At 70.6% G+C, this 20,229-nt stretch carries 21 protein-coding genes; 19 read left to right on the top strand and 2 right to left on the bottom strand.

The window, feature by feature from the left end:
• The first annotated feature begins 12 nt into the window (after positions 1 to 12).
• Both B7W94_RS05600 and B7W94_RS05595 read left to right on the top strand, forming a co-directional pair.
• The gene (locus B7W94_RS05600) at positions 13 to 636 is read left to right on the top strand and encodes a flavin reductase family protein (protein WP_085605194.1); all 624 of its coding nucleotides are present in this window, start codon (positions 13 to 15) and stop codon (positions 634 to 636) included.
• Between the two features lie 17 nt (positions 637 to 653).
• Complete coding sequence (locus B7W94_RS05595) at positions 654 to 1,325, top strand: ArsR/SmtB family transcription factor (RefSeq protein WP_197426471.1); 672 nt, start codon at positions 654 to 656, stop codon at positions 1,323 to 1,325.
• 233 nt (positions 1,326 to 1,558) lie between these two features.
• Here B7W94_RS05595 and B7W94_RS05590 read toward each other — a convergent pair whose 3' ends face one another.
• Entirely contained in the window at positions 1,559 to 2,773 is a 1,215-nt protein-coding gene (locus B7W94_RS05590) for an ROK family protein (protein ID WP_085605192.1), read from the bottom strand.
• A 96-nt stretch (positions 2,774 to 2,869) separates the two neighbouring features.
• Here B7W94_RS05590 and B7W94_RS05585 point away from each other — a divergent pair, with 96 nt between their 5' ends.
• The 17 genes from B7W94_RS05585 to B7W94_RS05505 all read left to right on the top strand — a co-directional run bounded on the left by B7W94_RS05585 (position 2,870) and on the right by B7W94_RS05505 (position 19,053).
• A complete protein-coding gene (locus B7W94_RS05585; RefSeq protein WP_085605190.1) occupies positions 2,870 to 4,195 on the top strand; it encodes an ABC transporter substrate-binding protein in 1,326 nt (441 codons plus the stop codon).
• A complete protein-coding gene (locus B7W94_RS05580; protein ID WP_172400071.1) occupies positions 4,192 to 5,136 on the top strand; it encodes a carbohydrate ABC transporter permease in 945 nt (314 codons plus the stop codon). The genes B7W94_RS05585 and B7W94_RS05580 overlap by 4 nt, the downstream gene beginning before the upstream one ends.
• Positions 5,136 to 6,014, top strand: a complete 879-nt coding sequence (locus B7W94_RS05575; RefSeq protein WP_085605188.1) for a carbohydrate ABC transporter permease — start codon at positions 5,136 to 5,138, stop codon at positions 6,012 to 6,014. Before B7W94_RS05580 ends, B7W94_RS05575 begins: the two co-directional genes overlap by 1 nt.
• Before the next feature lie 39 nt (positions 6,015 to 6,053).
• Complete coding sequence (locus B7W94_RS05570; protein ID WP_085605187.1) at positions 6,054 to 7,745, top strand: glycoside hydrolase family 13 protein; 1,692 nt, start codon at positions 6,054 to 6,056, stop codon at positions 7,743 to 7,745.
• A gap of 63 nt (positions 7,746 to 7,808) precedes the next feature.
• Positions 7,809 to 8,807, top strand: a complete 999-nt coding sequence (locus tag B7W94_RS05565) for a metal ABC transporter substrate-binding protein (RefSeq protein WP_085605186.1) — start codon at positions 7,809 to 7,811, stop codon at positions 8,805 to 8,807.
• On the top strand, positions 8,804 to 9,655 hold the full coding sequence (locus tag B7W94_RS05560; protein ID WP_085605185.1) for a metal ABC transporter ATP-binding protein: 852 nt from the start codon (positions 8,804 to 8,806) through the stop codon (positions 9,653 to 9,655). The genes B7W94_RS05565 and B7W94_RS05560 overlap by 4 nt, the downstream gene beginning before the upstream one ends.
• Positions 9,652 to 10,524, top strand: coding sequence for a metal ABC transporter permease (locus B7W94_RS05555; protein WP_441338626.1), 873 nt, complete (start codon positions 9,652 to 9,654; stop codon positions 10,522 to 10,524). The genes B7W94_RS05560 and B7W94_RS05555 overlap by 4 nt, the downstream gene beginning before the upstream one ends.
• Positions 10,525 to 10,642: 118 nt before the next feature.
• The gene (locus B7W94_RS05550; protein ID WP_025102734.1) at positions 10,643 to 11,059 is read left to right on the top strand and encodes a Fur family transcriptional regulator; all 417 of its coding nucleotides are present in this window, start codon (positions 10,643 to 10,645) and stop codon (positions 11,057 to 11,059) included.
• Positions 11,056 to 12,096: a permease gene (locus B7W94_RS05545; RefSeq protein ID WP_085605183.1), complete on the top strand. Its 1,041-nt coding sequence runs from the start codon at positions 11,056 to 11,058 to the stop codon at positions 12,094 to 12,096. The genes B7W94_RS05550 and B7W94_RS05545 overlap by 4 nt, the downstream gene beginning before the upstream one ends.
• A complete protein-coding gene (locus tag B7W94_RS05540) occupies positions 12,089 to 12,901 on the top strand; it encodes a TIGR03943 family putative permease subunit (RefSeq protein WP_062765693.1) in 813 nt (270 codons plus the stop codon). Before B7W94_RS05545 ends, B7W94_RS05540 begins: the two co-directional genes overlap by 8 nt.
• Complete coding sequence (locus B7W94_RS05535; protein ID WP_139833267.1) at positions 12,891 to 14,717, top strand: hypothetical protein; 1,827 nt, start codon at positions 12,891 to 12,893, stop codon at positions 14,715 to 14,717. Before B7W94_RS05540 ends, B7W94_RS05535 begins: the two co-directional genes overlap by 11 nt.
• 1 nt (position 14,718) lies before the next feature.
• The gene (locus B7W94_RS05530) at positions 14,719 to 15,441 is read left to right on the top strand and encodes a DNA-3-methyladenine glycosylase (protein WP_025102730.1); all 723 of its coding nucleotides are present in this window, start codon (positions 14,719 to 14,721) and stop codon (positions 15,439 to 15,441) included.
• A gap of 191 nt (positions 15,442 to 15,632) precedes the next feature.
• A complete protein-coding gene (gene rpmB, locus B7W94_RS05525; RefSeq protein WP_025102729.1) occupies positions 15,633 to 15,869 on the top strand; it encodes a 50S ribosomal protein L28 in 237 nt (78 codons plus the stop codon).
• Positions 15,869 to 16,039: a 50S ribosomal protein L33 gene (gene rpmG / locus B7W94_RS05520; RefSeq protein WP_017203558.1), complete on the top strand. Its 171-nt coding sequence runs from the start codon at positions 15,869 to 15,871 to the stop codon at positions 16,037 to 16,039. The genes rpmB and rpmG overlap by 1 nt, the downstream gene beginning before the upstream one ends.
• 3 nt (positions 16,040 to 16,042) lie before the next feature.
• Entirely contained in the window at positions 16,043 to 16,348 is a 306-nt protein-coding gene (rpsN, locus tag B7W94_RS05515) for a 30S ribosomal protein S14 (RefSeq protein WP_017829734.1), read from the top strand.
• 322 nt (positions 16,349 to 16,670) lie between these two features.
• Positions 16,671 to 16,958: an HU family DNA-binding protein gene (locus B7W94_RS05510; protein WP_017203554.1), complete on the top strand. Its 288-nt coding sequence runs from the start codon at positions 16,671 to 16,673 to the stop codon at positions 16,956 to 16,958.
• Positions 16,959 to 17,040: 82 nt separating this feature from the next.
• Positions 17,041 to 19,053 carry a cytochrome c oxidase assembly protein gene (locus B7W94_RS05505; RefSeq protein WP_085605181.1) on the top strand — a complete coding sequence of 671 codons (2,013 nt, stop codon included), beginning with the start codon at positions 17,041 to 17,043 and terminating at the stop codon, positions 19,051 to 19,053.
• 9 nt (positions 19,054 to 19,062) lie between these two features.
• On the opposite strand, the gene B7W94_RS05500 is transcribed toward B7W94_RS05505, so the two are convergent.
• Positions 19,063 to 20,133: a hypothetical protein gene (locus B7W94_RS05500; RefSeq protein WP_085605179.1), complete on the bottom strand. Its 1,071-nt coding sequence runs from the start codon at positions 20,131 to 20,133 to the stop codon at positions 19,063 to 19,065.
• Between the last annotated feature and the right edge of the window lie 96 nt (positions 20,134 to 20,229).

The raw sequence follows: 20,229 nt of genomic DNA, 5'->3' as shown, positions 1-20,229 counted from the left end.
GAGAATGGACGGATGAGAACCACGCGGAGCGTCGACCTGCCGGTGTTGTACTTCGGGACTCCCGTCGCGCTGATCACCACGGTCAACCCGGACGGGTCGTCGAACATGAGCCCGATCTCGTCCGTATGGGCGCTGGGGACGCGGTACATGCTCGGGCTCGGTGCCGAAGGGCAGGCGGCCGCGAACATCGAACGGGTCAGGGACCTCGTCATCAATCTCCCCTCCGCCGACCTCGTGCACGCCGTGGAGGCGATCGCGCCGACCACGGGCCGCTCGCCGGTTCCCGCCGAGAAGGTTCCCGCGTACCGGCATGAGCCGGACAAATGGAGTCTCGGGGGCTTCACCCCTGTGCCGTCGGACGCGGTGATCCCGTTCCGGATCGCGGAATGTCCGGTGCAGATCGAAGCGCGCGTGGCGCAGATCATCCCGATCGACGACGGCGACGCGCTGGCGGTCGAAGCAGAGGTCCTGCAGGTCCACGTGCACGAGGACATCCTGAAGGCGCACGGACCGGACCGCATCGACACGGACAAGTGGGACCCTCTCTCCTACGCCTTCCGCCACTACTTCGCCCAGGGGCCTCGGGTCGGCTCCAACTTCCGCGCGCCGCTCCTCGACGACCCCGTCGTGGCGTGATCGTCGATCCCTCGTCCGTGTCCCAGCTGGGACACGCGCTCAGCAGCCCGACCCGGGTGCAGATGTGTCTGGCGCTCCTCGACGGCCGGGCATGGACGTCCGGCGAGCTCGCGCGTGCCGCCGGGGTGTCGAGGTCGACGGCGTCGGAGCACCTGACGACGCTCCTCGACGTCCGGCTCGTCGCACTCCGCCGACAGGGGCGGCACTCCTACGTCACCCTCGCGTCTTCTGACGCCGCGCACATCATCGAGGCCGCGACGGCATACGCCGGGAAGGCGGCTCCCGTCTCGAGCCTTCGTTCGGCGACGGCGCGAGACGGCATGGCCCTGGCCCGCACCTGCTACGACCACCTCGCCGGTCGCCTGGGGGTCGCCCTCTTCGACGCGCTCGTCGAGCGGGGGCACCTCACGCCGGACCTCGCGGTGACCGCGACGGGGCGCGACCTGTTCGAGAGCATCGCGGGGCCGGACGCGTTGGTGCCGTCGTCTCGTCGTCCTCTTGTGCGGAGCTGCCTCGACTGGACCGAACGGCGCTCGCATCTCTCGGGTCACCTCGGAGCCGTCCTCCTCCGCGCCGCGCGCGACAGGGGTTGGATCCACGCTCAGCAGACCTCGCGCGCCGTGACGATCTCTCCCGCCGGCACGGCCGCCTTCCACAGCCTCTTCGGTATTCCGCCGACACTGTCCTGACCGCGACCACCCCGTCCGTGCGACGCGCGACACAGGCGTTCGCGCGGGAACAGGCTGCTAGGGGTGGGAGAGCCTGAACTCCCGCGTTCGCCTGAGTCCGCGCGGGGGCCTGTTCTCGCGACAGTTGACCGCGACACAGGCATTCGCGCGGGAACAGGCTGCCAGGGGTGGGAGAGCCTGAACTCGCGCGCTTGCCTGTTCTCGCGGGGAGAGGGGGAGGGAGAGGAAGAGGGTCAGGCGGTGAGACGCTGTTCCGCGAGGCGGGGGACGGCCCGTTCCCTGGCAGCCTTCCGGGCGGTGGCGATGGCCCCGGCCGACACGACCTCCGCGCCGAGGGTGGAGGCGAGGATCTCGGGTGCGGGCAGGTGCAGCTCGTCGGGGAGGATGCGGCGGGCGGCGGCCAGCACGGGTTCGATGCTCTCCGCCACGGCGCCGCAGATGATCACGCGCGCGGGGTCGTACATGCTGCCGAGCACGCCGACGACGCGGGCGAGGGTCGCGCCCACGCGCTCGGCGACGTGGAGGGCGTCGGAGTCTCCGGAGGCGGCGAGCGTCAGCACCAGTCGAGGGTCGACCGGCCCGTCCGCCACGAGCCGGCCGAGGGCTCCATCGGCGGGGGCCTCGCCCTCCGCGACGGCGGCCCGAGCCTGCTCTTCCAGCGCGTACCGCAGCCCGACCGCCGAGCCGACGCCGATGATGTGATCGAACACCACGCCCTCGCCGACGCCGCCGTGGGCGCCGTGCAGCACGTGCCCGTCGACGACCACGCCGCCGCCGAAGCGCTCGCTGGCGAGCAAGGCCACGTAGTCGCGGCAGTCGACGGCCACTCCGAGCGTCCCCTCGGCGATCGCGGCGAGCTGGGCGTCGTTCTTGACCTCGACCACCGGGGCCCAGTCGCGCAGAGCCTCCGCGAGGCCGGGGTTCGTGCGCTCCCAGAAGCCGTCCGGGTGCGGGGGTGAGATGCCGTCGCGGTTCACGGGGGCGGCGACGCCGGCGCACACCGCGAGCACACGCTCCGGGGGCACCCCGGCCTCGTCGCGCGCGGCGGCGAGGTGCCGCAGGATCGTCGCCCGGCGGTCGTCGACGCTCTGCGCGGGGTCGACCTCCACGCGATGATGCACGAGCGTGCGGTCGAGCAGATCCGCGACGGTGACCGCGAGGTGGGTGTCGCCGGCATCGATGCCCATCACCACACCGAGATCCGCCGCGAGGGCGAAGCGGCGCGCAGGGCGTCCGGAGCGGTAGTCGCCGGTGGCGCGGGCGTTCGGCAGCTCGCGCAACACCTCGGCGGTGACGAGCGTGTCGATGGCGTCGATGGCCGTGGAGCGGGTGAGCGAGGTGCCGGCCATCGCCTCGGTGGCAGTGAACTCGCCCGCCGTCCAGGCGAAGTCGAGCACCGCGCTCACGCTCGCGCGGCCGGTGCCGAGTCCCGTCGAGACCTCTGTCACTCCCCTTGACCTTTCTGTCGCCCAGATGAGACAGTACCTCTAGACGGACTAAATTCGCTCACTAGATTTACTCCGCGGATCTACGAAAGGACGAGGGTGTCTGCCACACGATCACGGGCGGTGCGCTGGGCCGCCGGAGCGCTCGGCCTCGTGCTGACCGGCACGGTGCTCACGAGCTGCGCCGCCGGCGGGGGAGCGGAGACCATCCGCTTCACGTTCAGCAAGCGCGAGGCCATCCCGTTCATGACGGAGCTCGTCGCGGAGTACAACGCGTCGCAGGACGATGTGCGGGTGGAGATCGACACGTCCGGCGTCGACGTCGTCTCCGCGAGCTTCGTCCGGGGCAATCCGCCCGACATCATGCTCGCCAACTACAACTACGAGGTCGCCCGGTTCGTGCAGCGCTGCGCGCTCACCGATCTCTCCGACACCGAGGCCGCCGCCGGGATCCGCGAGGACCTGCAGCCGCTCATGGACCAGTACGGCTCCTGCGCGGGCCGCACCAGCGCCCTGCCCTACTCGGTCATGGCCGCCTCGGTCATCTACAACAAGCAGATCTTCGCGGAGCAGGGCCTGGAGGTGCCGCAGACCTGGGACGAGCTCCTCGCCGTCAGCGACAGCCTCCGTGAGGCCGGGATCGATCCGTTCTACGCCACCTTCAAGGACGACTGGACGGTCGGACAGGGGTGGTACGACTACGCCGTCGGCGGCTCGCTCGACGTGCTGGCGTTCTTCGACGCGCTCGCCGCCGAGGGTACCGATGTCGGGCCGGACTCGGAGGTCTCCTTCGAGAAGGACTTCGCGGAGCCGATGGACAGGATGATGGTGCTCGCGGACGAGTACACGAACGAGGACGCCGCGAGCCGGGCGTACGGAGACGGGAACCTCGCCTTCGCGAAGGGCGAGGCCGCGATGTACCTGCAGGGGCCGTGGGCGTTCAGCGAGATCGCCAAGACCGACCCCGACCTCGACCTCGGCACCTTCCCGCTGCCCATGACCGACGACCCGGACGACCTCGCGGTCCGCGTGAACATGGACCTCGCGGTCATGATTCCCGAGGAGTCCCGGCACCAGGAGGCCGCGCGCGACTTCCTGGAGTACCTCTACCTCCCCGAGAACATCGAGGAGTACAACGCCTCGCAGCTCGGGTTCACCCCGACGACCGACGCGGCGCCGCCGGACGACCCGCGCATCGAGGGCATGATCCCGTACTACGACGAGGGCCGGATCTACCAGGGCCCCTCGGTGCTCGTCCCGAAGACCCTGCCGATCTTCAACTACGCGCAGGCCATGGTCCTCAGCGCCGCCCCGTCGTCCATCCTCCGGACAATGGACGCCGACTGGGCCCGCATCGCCTTCCGCGCCCCCATCCCGAGTTCCGAGGATTCCGCATCGGGCGAGACAGAGGAGTCCGCGCCATGAGCACGACCACGACCACCGGCGCCGACGCCGGGACGAGCACCACCGCGATCCTCACTGGCGGGCCGCGGAAGATCCGCCGCCACACGCGCCGCGTCGAGCCGATCTACTACCTGTTCCTCCTGCCGACCCTCGTGATCTTCACGCTCGCGATCACCGTCCCCGGCGTCATCGGCATCTTCTTCAGCTTCACCGACTCCATCGGCATCGGCGAGTGGAGCTTCAATGGGCTCACGAACTACATCGCGCTGTTCAGCGACCCGGCGATCCTGCAGAGCTACCTCTTCACCTTCGGGTTCTCGATCGCGACCGTGATCGTCGTCAACGTCATCGCGTTCCTGCTGGCGGTCGGCCTCACCTCCCGCATCCGGTTCAAGACGGGGCTGCGGACGATCTTCGTGATCCCGATGGTGATCTCGGGCATCATCATCGCCTACGTCTTCAACTTCCTGTTCTCGAACTCGATCCCCGCGGCGGGCGCGGCCACCGGCATCCCATGGCTGGAGACGAGCCTGCTCGCCAACCCCGATCTCGCCTGGGTCGCGATCGTCATCGTCACCGCCTGGCAGGCGGTCCCCGGTACCCTCCTCATCTACATCGCCGGACTCCTGTCGGTGCCGGGCGAGGTGTACGAGGCGGCGAGCATCGACGGCGCCAGCCGCACGCAGCAGCTGACCCGCATCACGATCCCCCTCGTCGCCGGGTACGTCGTCATCAACGTGATCCTCGGCTTCAAGGGCTTCCTCAACGCCTACGACATCATCGTCGGCCTCACCAACGGCGGCCCGGGCACCGCCACCCGCAGCGTCGCGATGACGATCATCGCGGGCTTCAACGGCGGCGACTACGCCTACCAGATGGCCAACGCCACGATCTTCTTCATCGTGGCCGTGCTCATCTCCGTCCTCCAGCTCTCGCTGACCCGCGGAAGGAACACGTTCTGATGTCGACGGAGACCCTCACCACCATCCCCGCGGACGGACGCCGGAAGCGGCAGAAGATGGAGCGCGTCAACTGGTCGGGCACCATCATCCTGATCCTGTGCACGGCGACGATCCTCATCCCGCTGTACGTGACGATCTCGATGGCGTTCAAGACCACCGGCCAGGCGGTCGACGGCAACGCGTTCTCGCTGCCGGCGCCGTTCAGCATCGACGGCTTCGTGCAGGCGTGGACGCTCACGAAGTTCCCGGTGGGCGCCGCGATCTCGCTGCTCGTCACGGCCGGCACGGTCATCGCGACGATCGTGCTCGCGGCCTTCGCGTCATACGCGATCGTGCGCAACTGGGACCGACGGCTGTTCCGCTACTCGTTCTTCTACCTGCTCGCGGCGATGTTCATCCCGTTCCCCGTCGTGGCCCTTCCGCAGATCCAGCTCACCGGACGCGTCGGCCTCGACAACCCGTTCGGCGTGATCATCCTCGCCACGATGTTCCAGCTCAGCTTCAGCGTGCTGCTGTTCACGGCGTTCCTGCGCTCGATCCCGATCGAGCTGGAGGAGAGCGCGCGGATCGACGGCGCCACGACCTGGCAGACGTTCTGGCGGCTCATCTTCCCGCTGCTCGCGCCGATGAGCGCCACGGTCGGCATCTTCGCCTTCCTCTACGCCTGGAACGACTTCATGATGCCGTCCTTGATCATCTCCGACCCGGCGCTGCAGACGCTCCCGGTGCGGCAGAACCTCTTCCAGAACCAGTTCAGCAACAACTACAACGTCGCCTTCGCCTCGTACCTGATGGCCATGGCTCCCGCGATCGTCGCCTATCTCTTCACTCAGCGCTGGGTGATGGAGGGCGTCACGCAGGGCGCCGTCAAGGGCTGACCCGACCCCCGCAAGAAGACCAAGGAGAGCCTCTTCCTCATGACCGATTCGCTGCTCACCGCGACCCGCGAAGACGACAAGACCGCGACCTGGTGGCGCCAGGCCGCCGTGTACCAGATCTATCCGCGGAGCTTCGCGGACGCCGACGGCGACGGCCTCGGCGACATCCCCGGCATCGTGTCGCGCGCCGACTACCTCGCCGAGCTCGGCATCGACGCGGTGTGGCTGAGCCCGTTCTACCCGTCGGAACTCGCCGACGGCGGCTACGATGTGGCGGACTACCGGAACGTCGACCCCCGTCTCGGCACCCTCGACGACTTCGACGCCATGGTGGAGGCGCTGCACGCGCGGGGCATCCGCGTCGTCGTCGACATCGTCCCCAACCACACCTCCGACCAGCACGCCTGGTTCCAGGAGGCGCTCGCCGCCGGCCGCGGCTCGGCCGCGAGGGAGCGCTACATCTTCCGTGAGGGCACCGGCCCCGACGGCGCGGAGCCGCCCACCGACTGGGTCTCGGTCTTCGGTGGCAGCGCCTGGGAGCGCGTCGCAGACGGCCAGTGGTACCTGCACAACTTCGCCGTCGAGCAGCCCGACCTGAACTGGGACCACCCGGAGGTGCGCGAGGACTTCCTCACGACGCTCCGCTTCTGGTCGGACCGCGGCGTGGACGGCTTCCGCATCGATGTGGCCCACATGCTGACGAAGGATCTCACCGAGCCGCTGCCGTCCCGCGCGGAGCTCGACGCGATGGACCGCACCTCCGGCACCCATCCGATGATCGACCGCGACGACGTGCACGAGATCTACGCGCAGTGGCGCGCGGTCTTCAACGAGTACGACCCGCCGCGCACCGCGGTCGCCGAGGCGTGGGTGGAGACCCCGGAGCGCCGCGCGAAGTACGCCTCGGCGGAGGGGCTCGGGCAGGCATTCAACTTCGACCTGCTCGTCGCCGACTTCGATGCGACGGACTTCCAGCGCATCATCGCCGACAATCTCGCCCAAGCGCAGGCTGCGGGCTCGTCGACCACCTGGGTGCTCTCGAACCACGACGTGACGCGGCACGCCACCCGCTACGGCCTGCCGCCGCTGCGCGGCCGCGCGGTCAAGCAGGGCACCGAGTGGGTGCGCGCCGGCGGCCCGGAGGAGGGCCTCGACCGTGAGGGCGGCCTGCGCCGGGCGCACGCCGCGACGTTGCTGCTGCTCGGCCTGCCCGGCAGCGCCTACCTCTATCAGGGGGAGGAGCTGGGCCTGCACGAGGTCGCGGAGATCGCGCCCGACCAGCGTCAGGACCCCGGGTTCTTCCGCGGCGCGGACTTCGACGGCCTGGGCCGCGACGGCTGCCGCGTGCCGCTGCCGTGGACGGCGTCCGGCAGCTCGTACGGCTTCGGGGCCGCCGGCGCGCACCTGCCGCAGCCCGCCTGGTTCGCGGCGCATGCGGTGGAGGTGGAGGACGCCGACCCCGGCTCGACCCTCAACCTGTACCGCGAGGCGCTGCGGCTGCGACGACTGCTGCAGACCGGGGAGACGCTCGAGTGGGTCGACACGGGTCGGGAGGACGTGCTGCGGTTCCGCCGCCCGAACGGGTGGGAGGTCGTGACGAACTTCGGCACCTCGCCGTTCGAGCTGGGCGCCGCGGCCGACGACGCCGTGCTGTCGACCGTCGCGTTGGACGGGTCTGAGCTTCCGGGCGAGGCCACGGTGTGGGTCGCCCCGGGGGCGCTCGCGCGCTGAGGCGGCACCGACGGGCGAGGGCCGGTTTGATAATGGTTCTCATTAGCGTTTAGAGTGGGACCCATGAAGAAGCCCGCCCTCGCCCTCACGCTCGCCTCGGTCGCCGCCCTCTCCCTGGCCGGATGCTCGTCGACCTCCGGCGCCGCGGAGGACGACGGCGTGGTGACGGTCGTCGCCAGCACCAACGTCTACGGCGACATCGCCGCGCAGGTCGGCGGAGACCGGGTCGACGTCACCTCGATCATCGACTCGGTCACCCAGGACCCGCACTCGTACGAGGCGAGCGCTCGCGACCGCCTCACGCTGCAGAAGGCCGACCTCGTGGTGGAGAACGGCGGCGGCTACGACGCGTTCATCGACAGCCTCCTGCAGGATGCGCAGGACCCGCACGTCGTCACCGCGGTGGAGTTCTCGCACGACTACCCGGGCAACGAGGGCCACGACGATCACGCCGACGACGAGGCCGCGACCGAGGAGCCGCACGATCACGAGCACGCCGAGGGCGAGGACGAGCACGCCGGCCACGACCACATCGAGGGCTTCAACGAGCACGTGTGGTTCGACCCGCACACGATGATCCACGTCGTCGAGGCGATCGCCGACGAGCTCACCGAGATCGACCCCGACGGCGCCGACACGTTCCGCACGAACGCGGACGAGCTCGTCGCGGAACTGGAGGGCTTCGAGGGCGACCTCGAGGCGATCAAGGCGGACGCCGCCGGTGCGACGGTGTTCATGACCGAGCCGTTGCCCGGATACCTGGCCACGGCGGCCGGGCTCACCGACGTCACCCCCGAGGGCTTCGCGGAGTCGGTGGAGGAGGGCAGCGATGTCGCGCCCGCCGTGCTGCTCGAGGCGCTGCAGGTCGTCGGGTCCGGCGATGTGACCGCCGTGCTCACGAACGCCCAGACCGGCGGCGCGGAGACGGAGCGCGTGGAGAAGGCTGCGGAGGACGCCGGGGTGCCCGTGGTCGCGTTCACGGAGCTGCTGGAGGACGGATCGTCGTACTCTGAGTGGATGAGTGACGCGATCCAGAGCCTCGCCGCCGCCGTCCAGTCGTGAGCGGAGCCCGTTCACAGGCTCAGCGACCCGCGCGCGAGACCGGTCCGGTCCTCGAGATCGCCGACGGCGCCCTGCAGCGGGGCGACCGCGAGCTCTGGTCGGGGCTCGACCTCACGGTGCAGCCCGGCGAGTTCATCGCGGTGCTCGGTCCGTCGGGCTCCGGGAAGACGACGCTCCTGCGCAGCATCCTGGGACTCCAGCCCCTGTCCCGCGGCAGCATCCGCGTGGCCGGCGAGCCCGTGCACCGCGGCAACGCCCGCATCGGGTACATCCCGCAGCAGCGTTCGCTCGCGCCCGACACGAGCATGCGGGCCCGTGACCTCGTCGCCCTCGGCGTGCAGGGCAGCCGCTTCGGCTTCCCGGTCCCGCACCGCGGCGACCGGGCGAAGGTCGACGCGCTGCTGGCCGCAGTCGGGGCGACCTCCTACGCGGACCGCCGCGTGGGCCTGCTCTCCGGCGGGGAGCAGCAGCGCCTCCGGGTCGGACAGGCGCTGGCCGACGAGCCCGCGCTGCTGCTCTGCGACGAGCCGCTGTCGAACCTCGACCTCGCCAACCAGGTCGCCGTCACCGACATCATCGACCGGCAGCGTCGGGAGCGCGGGGCCGCCGTGCTCTTCGTCACGCACGACGTCAACCCGATCCTGAACCGCGTCGACCGCATCCTCTACATCGCCGGGGGCCGGTTCCTCCTCGGGACCCCGGAGGAGGTGCTGCAGACCCGCGTGCTGACGGATCTCTACGGCACCCCGGTGTTCGTGCTCCGGGCCGGCGACCGGCTCGTCGTGGTCGGCGTCCCCGATGCGGAGCCGCACCACGACCACGACCACGAGCACGGGGGCGCCGCATGACCGCCGCGTCCGCCCTCGTCCCGATGGTCGGCTGGGACGACATCTTCTCCTTCCAGGACTACGGCGAGCTCATCGCCCTGCTCTCGAACTCGATCATCGCGGGTGCCGTGCTCGGCCTCGTCGGCGGCCTCATCGGGGTCTTCGTCATGCAGCGCGATCTCGCCTTCGCGGTGCACGGGGTGAGCGAGCTCTCCTTCGCGGGAGCGGCGGCGGCGCTGCTGTTCGGCGGCAGCGTCGTGCTCGGCTCCCTCGGCGGAGCCCTCGTGGCGGCGATCCTCATCGGGGTCCTCGGCGCCAAGGCCAGGGACCGCAACTCGATCGTGGGCGTGCTCATGCCGTTCGGGCTCGGTCTCGGCATCCTGTTCCTGTCGCTGTACGACGGCCGGAGCGCCAACCGGTTCAGCCTCCTGACGGGGCAGATCGTGTCGGTCTCGAGCCCCGACCTCGGTTGGCTCATCGGCATCAGCCTCGTGGTGCTGCTCGGCCTGCTCGTGATGTGGAATCCGCTGCGCTTCGACTCGCTCGACCCGGAGTCGGCGGCCGCCCGCGGGGTGCCCACCCGCACCGTGAGTCTGCTGTTCATGGTGCTGCTGGGGCTCATCGTCGCGGTGAGCGTGCACATCATCGGCGCGCTGCTGGTGATGGCGCTGCTGGTGACACCGGCGGCCGCCGCCATGCGGATCACGGCGGGCCCTGTCGCGGTGCCGGTGCTGGCGGCTGTGTTCGGGTTCGTGTCGGCCGTCGGCGGGATCCTCCTCGCGCTCGCCGGAACCCTCCCGGTGAGCCCCTACATCACGACCCTGTCCTTCATGATCTACGTCGTGTGCTGGATCGTGCAGCGCGTCCGGTCCCGGGTCACCCGCGTCTGACCCCGTTCACATCGCGCACCTGGCTCCATTTCGGCCGGAGATGCCGCCAATCGGGCGATTCGAAGCGGGGAAGGCCGCTCCCAGCCCTCGCCAACCGTCCCGGCCTAGAATCGATGGCATGGCTCAGCGGAACACCTGGCAGCGCGAACGTGTGCGCGAAGCGCTCGCCGACGCGCGCGGTTTCGTGAGCGCGCAGAGCCTGCACGCGACGCTCCGTGACGACAACACCGGGATCGGCCTGGCCACCGTCTACCGCGCTCTCGCCGGGCTCGCGGCCGCCGGCGACGCCGACTCGCTGCAGAGCCCCGAGGGAGAGGCGCTCTACCGGGCGTGCACCACCCAGGGCCACCACCACCACCTCATCTGCCGATCCTGCGGCCTCACGGTCGAGATCGAGGCGAAGGACGTGGAGCAGTGGGCGCATCGCACCGCCGCCCTGCACGGCTTCACCGAGGCCGCCCACGTCGTCGACATCTTCGGGCTCTGCACCCCCTGCGCCAACAAGCGCGACGCCGAGAGGGCTGCGACAGCGTGACCGCCCCGGCACGAACGGCCACCCGTCCGGGCCACACGCACCGTCGAGCGCCCTCGCCGCGCTCGACGTGGATCGCCGTCGGCATCGGCGTCGTGATCATCGCGGCCCTGTTCCTCATCGACGCCTTCCTCCCCACCCTCTTCCCGGCCTCGCTGCCCACCCGAGCGCAGGACGGCCTGACGCTCGCTCTCAGTGTGCTCATCGAGGCGCTGCCGTTCGTGGTGCTCGGCGTGCTCCTGTCGATCGTCGTGCAGGTCTGGCTCCCGGCGGACGTCATCCACCGCTGGCTCCCGCGCCGCGCCTGGGCCCGTCGCGCGGTGCTCTCGCTGCTCGGCATGCTCATCCCGGTCTGCGAGTGCGGCAACGTCCCGTTCGCCCGCGGGCTCATGATGCGCGGCCTCGCCCCCGCGGAGGCGCTGACCTTCCTCATCGCGGCGCCGATCGTCAATCCGATCGTGATCCTCACGACGCACGCCGCCTTCGGGTGGGACGGCGGCATCCTCGTCGCCCGCCTCGTCGGCGGCTACCTCATCGCGAACCTGATCGGCTGGATCTACAGCCGCCACCCCTCGCCGGAGTCGCTGCTCACCCAGCGCTTCGTCGATACGTGCGAGCGCGTCACGCACGAACCGGGAACCCCCGTGCGCCGCAGCCTCACGCAGTTCCTCGTGGAGCTGCGGGCCGTGATGCCGGCGCTCGTGATCGGCTCCGCGCTCGCCGGGGCCGTCCAGGTGCTCATCCCGCGCGACGTCCTGCTCACGATCGGCGCCAACCCCGTGCTGTCGATCGTCGCGATGATGCTGCTCGCGATCGTCGTGGCGATCTGCTCCAACGTCGACGCCTTCTTCGCGCTGTCGTTCGCGTCGACCTTCTCCTCGGGTGCGCTCGTGGCGTTCCTCCTGGTCGGCCCGCTCGTCGACATCAAGATGCTCGCGCTGATGCGCACGACCTTCACCACCCGCACGCTCGTGGGCATCACCGCTGTCGTGCTGGCATCGGCCTTCGCGATCGGGATCGGGGTGAACGTCCTTGCCTGAGCTCTCCGCCCGCTCCCGCGCCCTCGCCACCCGGTGGCTGGGGATCGGCCTGGCATCCGTCGTCGCGGTCGTCACCCTCGGCCTCGCGGTGACCGACCGTCTCAGCCTCTACATCAGCCCGGAGTCGGTGTGGTTCGCGTGCGCGGCCGCCGTCGTGACGCTCGCCGGGGCGATCTGGTCGTGCGCGCTGCCGCTGGGGGCCGAGGAGGACCACGGACACGACCACGGTCCCGCGGCCTCGCGCTCCGACGAGCCGGCGGCGTCCGTGGACGACGAAGCCGACCGCCCGTCCGGGCTGTCGCGCCGGCGTCTCGCGGGCGTCGGTGCGCTGGCCGGCGGCGTGGTCGCGACCGGGGTCGTCGTCTCCGCGCTCGTCCTCCCGCCCGCCTCGCTCTCGGTGGAGCTCGCGATGTCCCGCGCCGGCGAGGAGACCGCGCTGTTCGCCGGGGCCGACACCGTCGCCCTCGGGGTCGCGGACACCTCGACCTTCGGTGTGGGCGACTGGGCGAGCGTCTTCGCCGCCGCGACGAACACCGCGGCCTACGACGGGGCCGACGTCACGCTGCAGGGCTTCGTCACGCCCGGTGAGGGAGACGGCGTCAACCTCACCCGTCTCGTCATCACGCACTGCGTCATCGACGCCCAGACCGCCGCCTTGCCGGTGAGCGTCGACGCCGACGCCTACAAGACCGGACAATGGGTCGAGATCACGGGGAAGGTCCGCGCCGACGACGACGGTTCCCTGCACATCGAGCCGACCGATGTGGTGGCGATCGACGAGCCGAAGGACCCGTATGAGTACTGACGACGAGCGGCCGGAGCCGCCCGCCGTCCCGCGGACCCGCGCCGAGCTGCGCGCCGCCCGGGAAGCGGAGGAGCGCGCCGCGGAGGAGCAGACCGCGGCCGAGCGCGCCGCCGTCGAGCAGGCCGAGGCGGAGCAGGTCGCCGAGGAGCGTGCGGCCGTGGAGCGCATGGCGGCGGAGGTCGCGGCCGAGCAGGCAGCCGTCGACCGGGAAGCCGCGGAGCGTGCTGCGGCGGAGCGTGCCGCGGAGCGCGAAGCCGCGGAGCAGGCGGCAGAGGAGTCGGCCGCTGGCATCCCCGCGATCCCGCAGGCACCCGAACCGGTGTTCACCCCCGCGGGCCCGACGTCCACCTCCCGAGCAGACGGTGCCCCGGACGACGCGGCGGAGCCGGGCTGGACGCCCACGACCGACCTCCCCGCCGACGATGAGGCGCCGCGGAGCGCCCCGTGGTCCCGCCGCCGGTTCCTCGTCACGATCGGCGCCGTCGTCGGAGTGCTCGTACTCGTCGGCACGGGGCTCGGAATCGTGAGCCTCCTCCAGGGCCCGCGGGTCACCGACGTGCAGGTCGACGCCGCGCAGGCCATCGAATCGTCCGGAAGCCGCGTCATCCTCACCGCGAACCAGCCCCTCTCCGCCATCGACCCCGAGCAGGTCACCGTCGAGCCCTCCGTGCCTTTCACGGTCGATGCCGCCGGCCGCGGGGTGGGCGTGCGTTTCACCGTGCCCCTCGACGACGACACGACCTACACGGTCACCGTCGCCGGGGTGACCGGCGCCGGGGGCGGCCCCGCCGCGGACCTCACGACGTCCTTCGAGACCCCGCCGTCGTCGATCTTCCTGCTGCGCCGCGACCCCGACGGCGACGACATCATCTTCCGCACCGATCTGAGCGGGGAGAACGCGCAGCCGGTGTTCTCCCACCCGCGCATCGACGACTTCCGGGCCACGTCCACGCAGCTTGTGGCCGCCGTCGAGGACGACGACCAGTCGCGGCTGCTCGTGATGGACAGGGACGGCTCCGATCAGCGCGAGCTCCCGCTGCCCGGCGAGGGCTACGTGGGCGCGATCCAGGTGTCCGAGCGCGGCAACCTCGTCGGCTACAGCTACTCCGATCGCGAGCTCAGTGACACCAAGGGGCGGGCGAGCGTGCTCGTCACCCAGTCGCTGAGCGGCGACGACGAGCCCCGCATCATCGAGGTCGGCGACGAGGAGGTGAGCGTCTTCGTGTGGCAGTTCGTGCCCGACAGCGCCGCCGTGCTGTTCATCGACTTCGACGGGGCGCTCTCGCTCGTCGATCAGTCCGCCGACACCGGGGTGCAGTCCCTCGGGCTCGCGACGACCATCCAGGGCATCTCCCGCGGCACGTACACCGCCATCGTCGAGCGGCTGGACGGCTCGGTCGTCGAGCTCGACCTCGCGGACGGCTCCGAGGAGCCGCTCGCCCCCTCCGAGCCGGACTACGGCAGCGCCACCTCCATCACCCCGTTCCCCGGGGGGACCCTGCGACACGTCGTCGCCCGGGACGAGGGTGGTCTCCCGGTGGGCCAGGCCGTGATCCGCGTCGACGACTCCGGTGCGGCCACCCCGCTCGTGGAGGTGAGTGCCGCCGATTCGATCCTCCAGGCCTGCGCGTCGCCGAGCGGCCAGTACGCCGCCGTCGTGATCGCCCCCGACATGGCCGACAACGCCTATGACGGGATGCTGCTGCCCCTCCCCGAGGAGCTCGAGACGCACCTGATCGACATGAAGACCGGGGATGAGCTCGTGGCGCTGACCGGCTTCGACGCGTCCTGGTGCCAGACGGCGCCGCGGTTCTGACGTGACGGAGCCGGAGGCCCTGCGCCGCGCCACCCGTGAGGACGTGATGCGTTCCGCTGTGGACGTCGCGCCGACGCTGCTCGGCGCGGAGCTGCGGACCGTCGTCATCGAGGACGGCCTCCCCGTCGAGGTGCGCGTGCGCATCACCGAGGTCGAGGCGTATCACGGGCAGGGCACGGGCGCGGTCGCCGACCCCGGTTCGCACGCCCGCATGGGGCGCACGGCTCGGAACGCCACGATGTGGGGCGAGCCCGGGCATCTGTACGTGTACCTGAGTCACGGCATCCACTCCTGCGTCAACGTGGCCTGTGGTCCCGAGGGGCAGGGTGACGGCGTCCTGCTGCGTGCCGGGGAGATCGTGTCCGGCGTGCAGGCGGCGGCCCGACGACGACGAGCGGTCCCGCCGCTCGGCCGCACCGCCCTCCGGGACCTCGCGCGCGGACCAGGGCGGCTCGGACAGGCCGCGGGGCTGCGGCACTCCCTGCACGACGGCATCGACGCCATCACCGGCGACGAGCAGAACGGCGCCAGGGCGGAGCTGTGGCTCGGCCCTCCCGTGGTCGACGTGGCTCAGGGTCCGCGGGTGGGCGTGGCGGGTGTCGCCGGGACGGACGCGTTCCCCTGGCGCTTCTGGATCCCCGGCGACCCCACGGTCTCCCCGTTCCGCTGGGGGCGGGGTGCCGCCGACGCTTCGAATCGCGCGAATGGCGGCTTTTCGGCCTGAGATGGGGCCATTCAGGCGATTCGAACGGCCGACCGAGGCCGTGCTAGACTGACTCTTCGTCTGCGCACGCTCCTGTGCGCAGTTCGTGTGCTCCCCCTTCTTCCGCCGAGAGATCGGCATGCGGGGCGGCGTGCAGACAAGGGATCTTGGGTGAGGCCGTCCGGTCTCACGGTAATGAAGGAGTCATCATCATGGCAGCAGTGTGCCAGGTGACCGGAGCTGTTCCCGGCTTCGGTCACAACGTCTCGCACTCGCACCGCCGGACGAAGCGTCGCTTCGACCCGAACGTGCAGAAGAAGACCTATTTCGTGCCCTCGCTCGGTCGTAAGATCACGCTCAACGTGTCCGCCAAGGGCATCAAGGTGATCGACGCGCGCGGCATCGAGAACGTCGTCAAGGACCTCCAGGCGAAGGGTGTGAAGCTCTAATGGCCAAGAAGGCTCAGGACGTCCGTCCGATCATCAAGCTGCGTTCGACGGCGGGTACGGGTTACACGTACGTGACCAAGAAGAACCGCCGCAACACCCCCGACCGCCTCGTGCTCAAGAAGTACGACCCGGTCATCCGTCAGCACGTCGAATTCCGAGAGGAGCGTTGATCCATGGCTAAGAAGAGCAAGATCGCGCGCAACGAGCAGCGCAAGGTCATCGTCGAGCGCTACGCCGAGCGTCGTGCCGAGCTGAAGAAGACCCTGGTCGACCCGAACGCCACCGACGAGGCCCGCGAGGCCGCCCGCGTCGGCCTGCAGAAGCTGCCGCGCAACGCGTCGCCGGCTCGCGTGCGTTCGCGCGACGTCATCGACGGCCGCCCCCGTGGTGTCCTCACGAAGTTCGGCATTTCGCGTGTCCGCTTCCGTGACATGGCGCACCGTGGCGAGCTGCCCGGCGTGACCAAGTCGAGCTGGTAAGTACTAGCGAAGAAGGGCGAGGATCTCGGATCCTCGCCCTTTTTGCATGCCCGGCGACGCAGGCGATCGCGCGGGATCAGGCGCGTACGCAGGGGAGCGCCTGTTGTCGCGCGGGGGCCTGAACCGGCCAGAGGGCGACCGAAAACCTGTGACGCGAGTGGCCAATGTGACGCGACACGCCGGGAAATCGGTCGAAACCCGCGAAGTGACGCGGAAATCCGGGTGGCCGTTGGTACATTCGAGGCGGTCACACGACCAACGGGGAGCACCCGCTCCTCGCACCCACACACGATGCGACGGTCCTTCGTCGCTGGAGGATGACATGGCTGACAAGTCCATCACCAAGACCGAGCTCGTCGCGAGCATCGCTTCCGCCACCGGCCAGAGCCAGGCCACCGTCTCCGGTGTCCTCGACTCGCTGTTCGCCACGGTCTCCGACGCTGTCGCCAAGGGCAGCAAGGTCTCCATCCCGGGCTGGATCTCGTTCGAGCAGGTCGACACGGCCGCCCGCACGGGCCGCAACCCGCAGACCGGCGCCGAGATCAAGATCCCGGCCGGCAAGCGCGTCAAGGTGACCGCCGGTTCCAAGCTCAAGGCTGCCGTCAAGTAAGACCGCACCCTTTCGAAGGCCGCCCCCGCTCCGGGGGCGGCCTTCGTGCATCCTCCCTGCTGCGCGCGCCTAGGCTGGAGGGGTGAGTTCCCGCACCGAGACGCCGCGCTCGACGTCGGCGTACCGTCTCGCCGGCGTCGTCATCCTCCTCGCCGCCGCCGGCGTCGCCCTCGTCTGGGCGCTGCTCGTCGGGGGAGGGGCGAACCCGCCGCTGCTGCAGGACCCCGGACCCGTGGTGCTGTGGGGTACACCGCTCGCGAAGCTCGTCATGAACCTCGCCGGTGCGCTCATGCTCGGATCGCTCGTCCTGGCCCTGTTCGGACTGCGAGCGGGAGAGCGCACGTTCGACACGGCCCTGAACATCGCCTCGGTCGGCGCCGCCGTCTTCACCGTCTCCGCGGGTCTCGCCGGCTTCTTCTCCTTCATGGCGGCCTTCAACCCGCAGCTCAGCATCGAGCGCGAGTTCGGCTCGCAGCTCGGGCGCTTCCTGCTGGAGCTCCCGCTGGGGCAGTCGTGGTTGATCACGACGATCCTCGGTGCGGTCATCACGGTGCTCGCGTTCGCCTGGCGCACCTGGACGCCCACGCTGCTCACCGCCCTGCTGGCCGCGGTGTCGTTCCTGCCGCTCGCCACCCAGGGGCACGCCGGCGACCTCGACGGACACAACATGGCCGTCAACTCCATCCTCCTGCACACGATCGGCGCGGCCGTGTGGCTGGGCGGACTGCTCCTCCTCGTGCTCCTCCGTGGGCAGCAGGGCCTCGATCTGCCCACGCTCGTCGGCCGGTACTCCTCCCTCGCGATCGCGGCCTTCGCGGTCGTCGCCGTCTCCGGCTTCACCCGCTCCATCGTCGCCGTCGGGAGCTGGGAGGCCGTGTGGACCACCCCCTACGGACTCATCGTCGTCGTCAAGGCCGCTCTGCTCGTCGGGATGGGGCTGCTCGGCGCCTGGTACCGCACGCGTCTGATCCCGAAGCTGAGCGGGGACCGCGCGTCCCGGTGGTTCTGGGCGCTCGTCCTCGGTGAGGTGGCGCTGATGGGACTCGCCTCCGGCGCCGCGGCCGCGCTCGCGCGCACGCCCCCGCCCACCGGCGAGGTCGCGGCGTTCGCGCAGACCCCGGCGCAGATCCTCACCGGATCGCTGCTGCCGCCCGAGCTCACCCTGGAGCGCTGGTTCACGGCGTGGGACATCGACGTGCTGTGGCTCGTCGCGGCGGGTTTCGGACTCTTCTTCTATCTCGCGGGCGTGCGCCGGCTCCGGCTCCGCGGCGACCGCTGGCCGATCCACCGCACCGTCTTCTGGGTGCTCGGCCTGCTGCTGCTGGTGTGGGTCACGGGTGGCCCCATCAACGCCTACCAGGAGTACCTCTTCAGCGTGCACATGCTCGGGCACATGATGCTCTCGATGGCGATCCCGCTGCTGCTGGTCTCCGGGGCGCCGATCACCCTCGCCCTGCGCGCCATCCACAAGCGCGACGACGGCACGCGCGGCGGCAGGGAGTGGATCATGTGGGCCGTGCACTCGCCGTTCGCGCGGGTCGTCACGCACCCCATCGTGGCGGCGGCGATCTTCATCCTGTCGCTCTGGGCGTTCTACTTCACCGACCTCGTGCGCTGGTCGATGTACGAGCACCTCGGGCACGAGTGGATGGTCATCCACTTCCTGATCTCGGGCTACCTGTTCGTGATGAGCCTGATCGGCGCCGACCCCGTGCCGTACCGCCTGCCGTACCCCGGCCGGCTCATCACCCTCATCGCGGTGATGGCGATGCACGCGTTCTTCGGCATGGCGATCATGATGCAGGAAGGGCTGATGGTCGCGGACTGGTTCGGCGCGATGGGCCGCGACTGGGGCGCCGACCCGATGACCGACCAGTACGTGGGCGGCGGCATCGCGTGGTCGATCGGGGAGATCCCCACGCTCATCCTCGCCATCACGGTCGCGATCCAGTGGAGCCGGAGCGACACCAAGCTCCAGCGCCGTCGCGATCGGCACGCCGACCGCACGGGCGACGCCGAGCTGGAGGAGTACAACGCTCGGCTGGCCGACCTCGCGGCCCGCGACCAGCGCGCCGCGGAGCGTCAGCGCCGCTGACGCGACGCCTCACTGCCCGAGGTCGTCCGGCGATCCGACGCGGATCGAGGCGGAGCCGTCGGGGAGGATCGCGATCGATCCGTTCACGCGGAACGGCACGTCTTCGGAGACCGGCTCGACGGAGCCGTCGAACAGCGACTGGATCTCGACCTCGACGTGCGCCACGGCGGTCGCGGGCGGGATCTGCCAGTGGCCGTCGTCGGAGGGCGCGACCATGATCTCGGGCTGCTGGGCGATCGACCACTTCGGCGGCGACGCGATCCGGTTCTCGACGCGGAGCCCGAACGGGCAGGCCGTGGGCTGGAGCACCTCCTGCGTGGTGCAGCCGGTGAGGAACTCCTCGACGCGCTCCTGGACGACCTCGACGAACTCCTCCGTCGGCTCCGACTGCACGTCCAACGGGGTCACGGCGAGCGGCTTGTCGGCGAGGACGCCGTGGCCGGACGACTCCGAGATCGCGGTGTCCACGGTGACGGAGTAGACACCGGGGGTGAAGACCAGCAGGGGCAGCGGCTCGAGCGGAGCGGCGGCGGCGCCGGCGGCGGAGACCTGGCGACGGTCGACCTCGAAGCCGTTGACGGCGAAGCTGTCGGAGCCGCGCACGGTGAGCTCGACCACCGCCAGGGGGCTCGTCGTGAAGCGCCAGTTCGGGGTGACCCCCGCCCAGCCGTCCTGCGTGACGTGGAAGGTGGTCGTTCCGGAATGGCCGCCCGCCCGGTAGCTGACCGTGACCGCGATGTCGTCGCCGGAGGTCTCCTCCGACTCGACCTCGATGTCGGTGAGCGGGCCGAGGGCGGAGCGGCGCAGCATCGCCTCGGATGCGGCGGGGTCGATCCCGGCCTCGTCGAGGGTCTCCCGATCGATCGCGACGCCGGGGACCCGGAGGGCGTCGGCCGCGCGCCCCTCGGCGAGCAGATCGAGATAGCGGACCACGAAGGCCGACGGACCGTAGAACTGCCGGTAGAGGGTCGCGCCCCCGGCACCGATCGCGGCCAGCAGGAGGACGCCGATGAGCCCGAGGATCGCCAGATCGGCGCCCAGGCGCGACCGCCGGGGCGCGCGCGTCCCGGCCCGCTCCATGCCGGTCAGTCTAGGAGGGCGTCCTGAGGGGACGCCGAGCGTCGGCGAGCCCCCACCGGACGGGGCACGTACCATGGGGGAGCGTCCCGTGTCCGA

The sequence above is a fragment of the Microbacterium sp. LEMMJ01 genome (assembly GCF_002114135.1).
Classification (GTDB): domain Bacteria; phylum Actinomycetota; class Actinomycetes; order Actinomycetales; family Microbacteriaceae; genus Microbacterium.
Note: the sequence above shows the minus strand (reverse complement) of the source record. Positions and strands in the feature narration are given on the sequence as shown.